9 protein-coding genes and 3 pseudogenes are annotated in these 10727 nt (G+C 72.7%); 4 read left to right on the forward strand and 8 right to left on the reverse strand.

What is annotated here, in order from left to right; translation table 11 throughout:
• Positions 1-80 precede the first annotated feature (80 nt).
• The 3 genes from ACFQ6N_RS36515 to ACFQ6N_RS36525 form a co-directional block, all read right to left on the reverse strand.
• Positions 81-284 carry a cold-shock protein gene (locus ACFQ6N_RS36515; RefSeq protein WP_099897249.1) on the reverse strand — a complete coding sequence of 68 codons (204 nt, stop codon included), beginning with the start codon at positions 282-284 and terminating at the stop codon, positions 81-83.
• A gap of 318 nt (positions 285-602) precedes the next feature.
• The gene (locus ACFQ6N_RS36520; protein ID WP_380658408.1) at positions 603-806 is read right to left on the reverse strand and encodes a CsbD family protein; all 204 of its coding nucleotides are present in this window, start codon (positions 804-806) and stop codon (positions 603-605) included.
• Positions 807-880: 74 nt separating this feature from the next.
• Entirely contained in the window at positions 881-1672 is a 792-nt protein-coding gene (locus tag ACFQ6N_RS36525) for a MarR family transcriptional regulator (protein WP_380658409.1), read from the reverse strand.
• Between the two features lie 243 nt (positions 1673-1915).
• On the opposite strand from ACFQ6N_RS36525, the gene ACFQ6N_RS36530 reads away from it, so the two are divergent.
• Positions 1916-3148, forward strand: coding sequence for a serine hydrolase domain-containing protein (locus tag ACFQ6N_RS36530; protein WP_380658410.1), 1233 nt, complete (start codon positions 1916-1918; stop codon positions 3146-3148).
• 92 nt (positions 3149-3240) lie between these two features.
• Positions 3241-4495 (forward strand): annotated as a pseudogene (locus tag ACFQ6N_RS36535) (SMI1/KNR4 family protein); the annotation flags it as partial.
• A 38-nt stretch (positions 4496-4533) separates the two neighbouring features.
• On the opposite strand, the gene ACFQ6N_RS36540 reads toward ACFQ6N_RS36535, so the two are convergent.
• Positions 4534-5676: an MBL fold metallo-hydrolase gene (locus tag ACFQ6N_RS36540; RefSeq protein WP_380658411.1), complete on the reverse strand. Its 1143-nt coding sequence runs from the start codon at positions 5674-5676 to the stop codon at positions 4534-4536.
• Between the two features lie 87 nt (positions 5677-5763).
• Positions 5764-6714 carry a class A beta-lactamase gene (gene bla, locus ACFQ6N_RS36545; protein ID WP_380658412.1) on the reverse strand — a complete coding sequence of 317 codons (951 nt, stop codon included), beginning with the start codon at positions 6712-6714 and terminating at the stop codon, positions 5764-5766.
• A 143-nt stretch (positions 6715-6857) separates the two neighbouring features.
• On the opposite strand from bla, the gene ACFQ6N_RS36550 reads away from it, so the two are divergent.
• Positions 6858-7805 carry a LysR family transcriptional regulator gene (locus ACFQ6N_RS36550; protein ID WP_380658413.1) on the forward strand — a complete coding sequence of 316 codons (948 nt, stop codon included), beginning with the start codon at positions 6858-6860 and terminating at the stop codon, positions 7803-7805.
• 86 nt (positions 7806-7891) lie between these two features.
• Positions 7892-8755, forward strand: a complete 864-nt coding sequence (locus tag ACFQ6N_RS36555) for a serine hydrolase (RefSeq protein WP_380658425.1) — start codon at positions 7892-7894, stop codon at positions 8753-8755.
• 215 nt (positions 8756-8970) lie between these two features.
• Here the strand turns inward: ACFQ6N_RS36555 and ACFQ6N_RS36560 are convergent, their stop codons facing one another.
• From ACFQ6N_RS36560 to ACFQ6N_RS36570, 3 genes and pseudogenes are all read right to left on the reverse strand, one after another.
• Entirely contained in the window at positions 8971-9474 is a 504-nt protein-coding gene (locus ACFQ6N_RS36560; protein WP_380658426.1) for an RICIN domain-containing protein, read from the reverse strand.
• Between the two features lie 42 nt (positions 9475-9516).
• Positions 9517-10154: pseudogene (locus ACFQ6N_RS36565) on the reverse strand (S1 family peptidase); the annotation flags it as partial.
• 166 nt (positions 10155-10320) lie between these two features.
• Positions 10321-10727 (reverse strand): annotated as a pseudogene (locus tag ACFQ6N_RS36570) (hypothetical protein); the annotation flags it as partial.

The following is a 10727-nucleotide window of genomic DNA, read 5'->3' on the forward strand; positions in this document are numbered from 1 at the left end:
GCGCAATGCCGAGGGGCCCGCCCCGCGCAGCGTGTGCGCGGTGCGGGCCCCTCGTCACCAGGCGGGTGCCGTGGCAGAAACTACAGCGGGCGAATGTTCTCGGCCTGCGGGCCCTTCTGGCCCTGCGTGACGTCGAACTCGACCTTCTGGCCCTCGAGCAGCTCGCGGAAGCCGTTGGCGTTGATGTTCGAGTAGTGGGCGAAGACGTCAGCGCCGCCACCGTCCTGCTCGATGAAGCCGAAGCCCTTTTCCGCGTTGAACCACTTCACGGTGCCATTAGCCATGAAAAAAATCTCCTTCAAGGGACTGTCCGAAACGCGCACAGCGCGCGCTTCGAGTCGCCGTGATGAGCACCCACCCGGGAAGAGCCGGGGAAAAGAGAAAAGCGCCTGCGAAACATCAGCAGGCGCACACAAAATCCATGGGAACCACTACTGCAACTACTTCGACTGTAGCAGGCCCGGGTCCGCAGTGGGGGGATATGTCGCCCCGGGCCCGCGGGGCGCCGCCCCGGAGCGGGTGGGCCGCCGGAGAAGCGGCGGCCCACCCTGCTGTGCGCCACCCGTGTAGAAACAGGGCCATGCCGGTGCTCCCCTCCGTCGTCAGCCGTTGCGCTTCAGGGCGCCCTTCACCCGGTCGGCGGCGGCCTGTGCCGCGTCCTTGACGTCCTCCGCCACCTGCTTGACCTTCGACTCCGCCTGGTCTGCCTGGCCCTCGCCCTTGAGCTCCTCGTCACCGGTCAGCTCGCCGGCCTTCTCCTTCGCCTTGCCGGTCAGCTCCTGCGCCTTGTTCGACAGGTCACCCATCGGTTCCTCCAGTCGTCACCGGGCGGCGCGGTAACGCCACCCGTTCGCTACCCTTCTTACCGTTATCCGACCTTTTATGCGCGCGGTGCCGATGGTGGGCCGTCCTGGCGGTGCGGTGCGGGAGGTCGGTCCTCGGGCTCGGCGCTGCGAGCGGCCGTGCGCTGCCGCCAGCGGTCCATCGCCTGCCGGAGGGCCTCGCTCATGATCGTGAGGAACTCCACGGAGGAGCCGAAACGGCTGCCGGCCGGGGTGGAGGGGCCGAGGACTTCCGCCCCGCGCTGCGACGCGGCGATCAGGGCGTCGTTCATCCGCATCGCGGCCAGGGTGGAGCGGAGCCAGATGTCGCCGTCGATGACGTAGCGCTCGCGGCGTTCGCTGGGAGTCCGTTCGCGCCTGACGATTCCCTGCTGTTCGAGGAAGTTGACGGCGTGCGAGACGGACGCCGGGCTGACGCGGAGGTTCCGGACCAGGTCGGCTGAGGTGAGGGCGCCGCGGTCGGTGGCGTACAGGCAGACCAGCGCCCTGGCCGCCATCCTGGGCAGCCCCTGCTGTTCGAGGAGGGCGGTGAGGAACTCCGTGAACTCCCGGACTTCCTCGGGATCGCGCCCGTGGCCGCCGTGGCCGCTGTGGGGATCCGGTGGGGCCGGGGGCCGGTCCGGTTTCCGGCGGCGCGCCGCACGCTGCTGGGTGGCTTCCTGCGCCCGGTTCGCCCGGTAGGCCTCGGGCCCGCCGTTGCGGGCGACCTCCCGCAGGACGGTCGAGGCGGGCCGCCCCAGACGCCGGCCGATCTCGGTGTAGCCGAGCCCCCCGGCCAGTCCGTCGGCGATGAGTCGGCGGTCCTCGCCGGTGAGTCTGCCTCCAGGCATCGATGCTCCCGCCCCTCCGCCGGCCCGCGCGCTTGTGCTTCGCAGTATGCGTTCACCCGCAGCCCATTGCAATGCATGCCTTGATCGTCCCTTGCGTTCAGTGCCACACTCATTGCAATAGACGGGCAATATCCCTTGCCCATACGCTGATTCGGCCTGTCGCATCTCGTTGACGGTTCCGTGAACGCAATGTAGCTTCGTCATTGTTCAGTAGTTCCCGAACGCTCATGCAGGGGGAGACCCATGACGGGACAGAACGGCGGAGGCCTGCCCGAAGCAGGGCTGCGCAAGGTGCGCGAGGTGCTGGCGCGGCACGTCGACTCCGGGAGGATCCCCGGGCTCGTCGCACTGGTCGGCCGCGGCGGCGAGACGCACGTCGAGGCGATCGGCACGATGAGCCACGACGGCGGCGCGCCGATGCGCCGGGACACGATCTTCCGGATGGCCTCGACGTCGAAGCCGGTCACGATGGCGGCGGCGACGGTCCTGCTGGACGAGTGCGGGCTGCGGCTGGACGACCTGGTGGAGCAGTGGCTGCCGGAACTCGCCGGCCGGCGGGTGCTGAAGCGGATCGACAGCCCGCTGGACGACACCGTGCCCGCGAAGCGGCCGATCACCGTACGGGACGTGCTGACCTCCACCTTCGGGCTCGGCATGGATATGACGATGCTGGGCACCCCGATCATGAACGCGGTCTTCGAGCAGGGGCTCACACCCGACCTGCCGGAGCCGATGCCCGGGCCGGACGAGTGGATGCGCCGCCTCGGCACGCTGCCGCTGATGCACCAGCCCGGAGAGAGCTGGCAGTACCAGATCGCCAGCGACCTCCTCGGCGTGCTCGTCGCCAGGGTCACCGGCCGGCCGTTCGGGACCTTCCTGCGCGAGCGCGTCCTCGACCCGCTGGGCATGAAGGACACCGGCTTCCACGTCCCGGCCGACAAGATCGACCGGCTGCCTCCCCTCTACGCCCCGGACCCGCGGACCGGGGAGTTCACGGTCTGGGACGAGCCGGCGACCGGACGCTGGAGCAAGCCTCCGGCGTTCGAGGGCGGCGGTGGCGGACTGGCCTCCACCGTCGACGACTTCCACGCCTACTTCCGGATGCTGCTGAACGGCGGGACGCACGGCGGCGAGCGGATCCTGTCCCGGCCCGCCGTGCGGCTGATGACCACCAACCGCCTCACGCCCGAACAGACCGCCGCCCGCACGGCGCTGGCCCGCGACAACGTCCACCTCTCGTACGGGCAGGGGCAGCACGGCGGGTGGGGCCTCGGGATGGCGGTGCGCACCTACCTCGGCGACTACGCCCCCGTCGGCCAGTTCGGCTGGGACGGCGGAAGCGGCACCTCGACCTACGCCGACCCGCACCACGGGCTCACCGGGATCCTGCTCACCCAGGTCGGGTTGACCGTCCCGAGCGCGGTGCGGCTGATCAACGACTTCTGGACGACGCTCTACCAGGCGGTCGACGACTGACACCGGCCCCACGGGCCGTCCCGGAACACCGTGGCGGCCCGGCTCACAGCCGTCACGGGGCAGTGTCAGTGGCGGCTGACAGTATCGGGCGCATGACGAGTACTCCACCGTTCGACTGGCAGCCGTTCCTCCACCAGTGGAGCGGGGAGTGGTCGGATTCCCTGACCGATGACGACACGCGGAGAGCGGAGGACGAATCCGCCCGGCGGGCCCGCTGGTTGGGGTTCCCGCCGGCGTCCGAGGAACGGATCGTGGCCATGGAGGAGCGCCTCGGTCGGCGGATGCCCCCGTCGTACCGGGACTTCCTCAAGGTCAGCGACGGGTGGCGGCACGCGGGCGGGTTCGTGTCGCTGCTGGCGGGGACGGCGGACGCGCGCTGGCACGACAACGAATCCGGGCTCGCGGACATGTTCGAGGAGTACCTGGACGACGACGCCGGACCCGACGAGCGGCGGGAGGCGGACCTCTGGCGGCGCGGGCTCCAACTCGACGTCGAGTCCGACATCACCCACGTCCTGTTGGATCCCGAGGACGTGGACGAGGACGGCGAGTGGGCCGTGTACACGTGGGCGAGCTGGCGGGCCGCGCCTCCCGAGCGGTACCCGAACTTCGTCGCGTTCATGCGGGACATGCACCGGGAGTTCCACAGCCTGGAGGCACACCGGGCCGACCGGGAGCCGGAGTTCGTCAACGACTCCACGCGGGAGCTCGACGCCCTGGTGGAGAAGGCCCGGCTGGAGGCGCTGCACGGCGACTGGGAACGGGCCGCGCACGCGCTGGACGAGGCGAAGGGGTACGGCCGGCCGCGGGCCGCCGGGCTGGGCGACCAGATACGCCGTCTGCTCGGACAGACGTACATGGTGTACTTCAAGGGCCTGGTGACGGACCCGCGGTACGCGCCCGAGCTGCTGCCGGCACTGGTCGCCGAGCACGCGGCGCACTCGTACCGGGACGACGACACGCTGATGTTCCACCTGGGGGGAGCCGGTGAGGACGTGGTGTCGCTGGCCTACGCGACGCTGGAGCAGGTGCGCGGCGGCACGTACCGGTACACGGCAGCCGGGCCGTTCGGGGAAGCGGCCGAACGGGCGCGGGAGTCGGCGCGCGGTGGCGACACCGACGGGGCGTGGCGGACGCTGATGGACGCCCTGCCCGTGTGGCAGCCGCTGGGCCCCGACCACCTGGCGCCTCTGGGGTGGGTGGCGGACCCCCTGCTCGGGCCGCTGCTGACCCCGGAACGGGGCCGCGAACTGCTGTCCACCCCCAGGGGCGCTGCTGTCCACCAGGGAGGGACAGGCGGGTGAGGCACCGGGCCGGGCGGCCGGCCACGACCCGGACGGGCTGACCTGACGCGCGGACCCGGACGTCCACGACGACCCCACGTCCTACCGGCAGCAGGCGTGCGGCGCGGCGGCGGTCGGGGCTCCGCGCGTTCCGGCTCCTGTTCCGGTCGTGTCCGCTGCCTGCGCCGCGTCCGCCACCTGCGCCGCCTCTGCCTCTTCCGCGTCGGCGATGCGGCCGCGCAGCATCGCGTCCATGACCGCCATGTACCGCTGCGTGCGGGGGCCGCCGAGGAGGAAGGGGTTCGCGGCGCCGGGCGGTTGGTGCCGCAGCTGTTCGGCTCGCTCGAGGCCGTGGTCGTTCGGGTGGTTGGAGAGCTCGACCTCCACGTTCGCCCGGCGCATGACGGCCCGGAAGGACTGGACGGACGTGAGGAAGGTCCGCAGTTCCGCCACCGTCGAAGGCGGGTTGAGGCCGCCCCACAGCATCGCGCTGTGGTGCCGGCGGCCCGCCCGGACCGGGATGACCGGGGACATGGTGCCGGCCGTGTGGCCCGGGGTGTGGTGCAGTTCGATCGTCGTGCCGCCGAGCGTCAGCTGCGCGCCGTCCGCGATGTCGAGGTCGCGGACGGGGGCGTCGGCGGGGCGGGTGCGGGCGAGGAGGTCCCAGTCGGTCGCGGACATGTGCACCCGGGCGCCGTAGCGGTCGGCGAGGGTCTGCGCGCCGCCGAAGTGGTCCGCGTGGCCGTGGGTCACGACGACGTGCCGGATCGCCGCCGGGTCGGCGCCGACCGCCCGCAGCCCCGGGACGATGACGCCCTCGGCATCGGCGGGTGAGGTGAGCGCGTCGATCAGCACGATGCCGTCGTCCGTCAGCACCGCCATCGCCGAGACCCAGCCCGCGCTCAGCAGCACGAGGTTGTCGAACAGCTTGACGGGCGGCGCCGCGGGCAGTGGGGGGAGGCCGGAGCCGGGTGTCAGCGCCGTCACCAGGGCCCGCAGCACGGGGTCGTCGCCGGCGAGGCGGCGGGCACGGCCGTAGTGCGCGCCGGAAGCGGACGGTGCCTTCGCCGAGGAGCGGTCGGCGGCCGATGCCAATGCCGATGCCGATGCCGATGCCGCCGCCGAGGCCGAGCCCGGCAGGGCGGCCGGCGCGGCCCCGGCGGCGAGGCCGAGGACGGCGAGCTGGGCGAGACGGCGCCGGCTGAAGTCGGCGTCCGTGGCGGTCCGGCGGGTGGGGCGGATCATTGCGGTCGGGGCTCCTGGTCGGTCGGGGAGGGGCAGCCGAGGGCGCTCGGCCGGTCGGGGCCGGCCGAGGCGCTCGGTCGGGGAGGGTCAGCCGAGGGCGCTGACGACGGTCTTCGTCGCCTCAGCGATCAGGGCGTCGTCGGAGGTGGCGCCCTCCTTGCCGCGGTCGGACAGGACCACGATCACGATCGGGCTGCGCCCGCCCGACGGCCACGCCACGGCGACGTCGTTACGGGTGCCGTAGCCCGCGTTGCCGGTCTTGTCACCGATCTTCCAGTCGGCGGGCACCCCCGCGCGGACGTACGGGCCGCCGGTCGTGTTGCCGACCAGCCACTCCGTCAGCAGCCCGCGCCGGTCCTCCGTGAGGACGTCACCGAGGACGTAGCGGCGCAGGTCGGCGGCGAGGACGCGCGGGGTGCCGGTGTCGCGGGTGTCGCCCGGGGTCGCCTCGTTCAGGGTGGGTTCGGTGCGGTCGACGCTGGTGGTCGAGTCGCCCAGGTCACGCAGGGACCGCTGGACGGCCTGCGGGCCGCCGAGCTCGGCGGTGACGAGGTTGGCCGCGGTGTTGTCGCTGTACTGGATGGAGGCGGCGGCCAGGTCCCGCAGCTTCATGCCGGTGGCCACGTGCTGCGAGGTGACCGGTGCCCACGCCAGGACGTCCTCCTGACGGTAGGGGACGACCTTGTCCAGGTCCGCGTCGGACGCCTTCCGCAGCAGGGCCCCGGCGGCGAGCGACTTGATCGTGGACGCGAACGCGAACCGCTCGTCGGACCGGTGGGTGACCTCCCGGCCGCTGCCGGTGTCCACCGCGAACACGCCGAGCCGGGCGCCGAACCGCTGCTCGAGTGCCGCGAAGGAGGCCTCCGCCGAGTCGGTCGCGGCCGCCCCCGCCGTCGTCGCGCCGGGGGCCGCCGTCGTCGAAGCGGGAGTCGGCGGCGTCGACGCGCTGCTCGCCTGGCCGCACCCGCTGATCAGCGCGGCCACGAGCAGGGCCACGGCGGGCAGAGCGGTGCGGGTGCGGTGGAGGTCGGGCCTCATCGGTGGTCTCCCAGGTGGTTCGTGCCGTCACGGTCGCGCCGTCGTGGTCGCCCCGTCGCGCTCAGCTAAACAGCCCGCCGCCCCCCGAGTCCAAGACCGCAATCGTGAAGCAAGCGATACGAAAACACCTATGATTGCTGGCCATGGACCTGCTGGGGCACCTCCGCCACTTCCGCGCCGTCGCCGAGGAACGGCACTTCGGCCGCGCCGCCGAGCGCCTGCGGATCGCCCAGCCCTCGCTCTCCCAACGGATCCAGCGCCTCGAACGCGAACTCGGCGTGACCCTGTTCGACCGAGGCCCGCGCGGCGTCGACCTCACCCCGGCGGGCCGGCTATTGCTCGCCGAGGCCGAGGAGACGCTGGACAGCGCCGCCCGCCTCCTCGCCACCGCCGCCGACCTGCGCAGCGGCCGGGCAGGCACCCTGCGCGCCGCCGTCCCACCCGAACTCGGACCGGCCACCCTCGCCGCGCTGCTCACCGGCTTCGAGGCAGCCTCCCCGGGCACCCGGCTCGAACTGCGGGAACTGCCGGTCGCGGCCGTGGTGCGCGAACTCGCCCAGCACACCGTCGACGTCGCCGTCGTCCGCCACCCCTGCCCGGCCGACGGACTGGCCTTCGGCTCCGTCCTGCACCAGCCGCTCGGCGTCCTGCTCGCCGCCCGCAGCCCGTACGCCGACCGCCCGGAGCTCGCGGTGGCCGAACTGACCGGCCTGCGCCTGGTCCTCTTCCCCCGCGCCACGGCCCCGGCCCTGTACGACGAGGTCCTCACCACGCTGACCAGGCACGGCTGCACCCCCGAGGCCGTGGTCGACCCGCCGGGGCCGGACGTCGCCGGCGCGCTCGTGCTCACCGGCAGCGCCATCGCCCTGGTGCCGCGCACCGTGCCACCACCGGGTACAGTCTGGCGTCCGCTCATCGGCACCCCGCTGGCCTGGCGGACCTCCACGGCCTGGCCCGCCGGGCGGGACGGGCCCGCCGTCCGGCTGTTCGCACAGGCCGCCCACGAGGCGCTGACCGGACCCGGGGGCCTGCTGCCCCAACCGCCCAACCGCCCGCTCTACCCTCGGCCCGCAATGGAGTTCCCGCTGTGACCGGCGACCGCACCAGAGCCGACCGCACGAGTGCCGACCGCACGAGTGCCGACCGTGCCGCGCACACCCGCGCCGCGCGCACCCGCATCGCCGCGGCCTTCGCCGACGCGGGCGTCACCGGCCGGCTGCACGCGCGCGACCTCGACACCGGCGCCGAGATCGGCCTCGGCGCCGACACCGCCGTCAGCACCTCCAGTGTCCACAAGCTCTGCCTGCTCGTGACGCTGTACCGCGAGGCCGCCGCCGGACGGATCGACCTGACCCGACACGTCGACGTCCCCGCCACCGGCCGTACCCCCGGAGGGACGGGCCTCGGCGCCATGCTCGACGCCGCCCGGCTCTCCCTCCGCGACCTCGCCTACCTGACCGTCGCCGTCAGCGACAACACCGCCGCCGACGTCCTGTGGGACGAGATCGGCCTGGACACCGTCAACCGCACCATGGCCGACCTCGGCCTGACCCGCACCGTCGCCGTCCACAAGGTCCGCGACCTCATCGCCGCCCTCGTCGAGGACACCGGCCCGGACTCCCCGGTCGACCCCGCCGTCGTCGCCCGCCTCAGAGTCCTCGACCCCGCCTTCACCAACCACAGCACCCCCCGCGACATGACCGCCCTGCTCGCCGCCCTCTGGCACGGCGACGCCTGCCCCGGCGACCACGGCGCAGCCCTGCGACGACTCCTCGGCCTCCAGGTCTGGCCGCACCGCCTGGCCTCCGGCTTCCCCTTCGACGACGTCCGCGTCCACGGCAAGACCGGCACCCTCCCCACGCTGCGCCACGAGGTCGGCGTCGTCGAATACCCCGACGGCGGCCGCTACGCCCTCGCCGTCTTCACCCGCGCCGCCGCCACCACCATCACCCTCCCCGCCGCCGACGCCGCCATCGGAACCGCCGCCCGCCTCGCCGTCGACGCCCTCCGCTCACAGCCGCCGCCGAGCACGGCGGGCTGACCGGCGGCCGGCCCCGGCACCGAACTGCCCGTGGCAGCTGAATCCCGGTAGACGCCGACCCGGGTGGTGCCGCTGCCGGTCCAGTTGCCGGCGACGGGTGCCCCCCCGCGCGCCGGCCGGCCAGGCGCCGCAGGTGGCCCGCCGCCGGCTCCGCGGTCGCACCGGACGGTAGGTCACCCCGTTGTTCGTGCCCGCCGCACCGAACGTTCCGGGAGTCAGTACGAGAAGGACCATTTCTGGGTGGGGATGTTGTAGAAGGTCCACTGCTGGGCATGGGCGCCGTCGGTCTTGAGCGAGTCGTCGATCTCCAGGACCTTGCCGCTGTTGCGGTTCTTCAGGATGTAGCCGCCGACGGCCTTGATGAGATCCCATTTCTGGGTGGGGAGGCCGTAGAAGGTCCACTGCTGGGCGGGGGCTCCTTCGGTCGTGAGCGAGTTGTTGATCTCCAGGGCCTTTCCGCTGTTGGAGTTGCGTACCTCCCAGCCGTCGCCGGCCCAGTGGAAGATCCAGCGGGCGGTGGGCAGGCTGTGGCAGGTCCACTGCTGGGCGCGGGCGCCGTCGGTCATGAGGGAGTTGTCGATCTCCAGGACCTTGCCGCTGTTGGTGTTGACGAGTGGGGTCTTCCAGTCGACGGCGCGGGTCTGTTGGATCCAGGTGCCGAGGTCGTCGGTGCGGGTGCTGTAGGCGCCGGTGCGGGTCTCGGTGGCGGGGGTGCCCAGGCAGCCGTTCTGCCAGGAGCGGGAGGTGAGGGCGGCGAGTTCGTAGTGGTCGCCGGCCTGTCGTAGGGCGGGTCCGCCGGTGTCGCCCTTGCAGATGGAGGCGTCGGTGGGGGACTTGGCGGCGATGGTGAGGCCGGTCGGGTCGATGGTGCCGACGGTGAAGGCGGCGCTGTGGAGGTTGTCGGGCACCCATTCGGTCCTGGTGCGGCCGTAGCCGGTCACCCGGAGTTCCTCACCGGCCACGGGGGCGGTGGCGGATACGGCGAGCGGGGTGATGTCGGTGACGGGTTGGCCAGGCGCGCCATGACGAGGTCGCGGTCGGTGCGGGGGACGAGTTCGGTGACGTCCCGGACCTGGCCGGTGGTGGTGGTGAGGTCGGTGCGGCCGATGGTGGCGGTGGTCTTGAGCGCGGGCGGTCCGGCGGGGACGGTTGTCGGTTGGGCGGGGTTGTCGGCGAAGCAGGATGCGGCGGTGATGATCCAGAACGGGTCGATCAGGGCGCCGGTGCAGGCGCGTCGGCCGTTGCCGATGTCCAGCTTGGCGGTGAAGGCGTAGGAACCGGTCGGTGCGGTGTCTCCGGTGACCGCACCGGCCGGTGTACCGGCCGGCAGCAGACTCGTGGCCGTGACGGCGGTGACCATCCCGGCTATCCAGGCGGCGCGTTGGCGTGAGCGGAACATCAGGATCTCCCCTGCCGGCCTCGTCGGTCCGGACAGCGTGTGGGCCTCGGTCGTCGAGGCACGGCGGACACGGGCTCGGGCTGAGGGGTGCGGGGTCCTCGGGCGGTCGGCGCTACGGTCACTTGGGCGCCGGGTTGTACGGTCACTTTGGTGCCCGGCCGCACGGTCACTTGGGCGCCCGGCGGACCATGAGGGACCAGTCGGACCAGCCCGCGCCGTTGGCGTTGGCTCCGCGGACCATGATGCCGAGGGAGCCCCGGGCGAAGACCTCCGCGGTCCTGGAGCCCGGGTTGTAGACGGTGCTGGGGTTGCCGGTGAACTTCCAGTCGCCGGTGATCGTCCAGGGCACCCAGCCGGTGGCGCGGGTCCAGGAGGTGCGGTACAGCGATCGGTCGGTGCCCATCGCGAAGACTTCGAGGGCGTTGGTGACCGGGTTGTGCAGGACGGCGGGTGTGCCGGTGAACCCCCAGCCGGTGAGGCTGATGGTGGACCAGGTGGACCAGCCGGCGCCGTTGGTGTTGTAGGCGTGGGCCATGGCGCCGTCGACGGTCAGGGCGAAGACTTCGGCGGTCT

Source organism: Kitasatospora sp. NPDC056446, assembly GCF_042796115.1.
Lineage (GTDB): Bacteria > Actinomycetota > Actinomycetes > Streptomycetales > Streptomycetaceae > Kitasatospora.